Here is a 492-nt window from a genome sequence, read left to right on the forward strand (position 1 = left end):
ATGTCAGCACCCGACGACGCGTCAGAAATAGCTTCAATATCCCTCTTGCGTTCGGGGCGGTTACATATGTTGCAGAACTCTGACTGCGGGCAATTCACAGCGTGAATCCAGCCGGTTAGACGGGCCCCATGAGCAAGCCTTCTCCCGCCCGCTACCGCTCGACGAACTGGTCCAGTTACAACGCTGCATTGCGCAAGCGCGGTTCAATGCTGATCTGGATAGACCGTGAGATGGCTTGGCTGGCGCCGCATGAAGGTCGGCCCGGACGCCAAGCCCCTGACGGCAAATGTTGAAATGAGCATTTCTGTTGGCCCCCGAAGGGCCAACATTGCTTTTGACACAAGGTTCTTGTGGAAACTCTGAGGGAGAGCACAGGTGAGCTAAGTCTCGAAAATATCTTCGAGAGGGTTCCGGGGTAAGCGGGAGCTGGGCCCCACGCCGGTTTCAGCTTGACGGATTGAAGTTCCAGGGGAGGAGTTCGTCGATCCGGCT

The 492-nt window shown here is 56.9% G+C and carries 1 pseudogene; it reads left to right on the top strand.

The window, feature by feature from the left end:
* Positions 1-128: 128 nt before the first annotated feature.
* Positions 129-269, top strand: a pseudogene (locus Q1A87_RS23745) (IS5/IS1182 family transposase); the annotation flags it as partial.
* Positions 270-492 lie beyond the last annotated feature (223 nt).

Origin of the sequence: uncultured Jannaschia sp. (assembly GCF_947494055.1) — a bacterium.
In the GTDB taxonomy this organism is placed as follows: Bacteria; Pseudomonadota; Alphaproteobacteria; order Rhodobacterales; family Rhodobacteraceae; genus Jannaschia.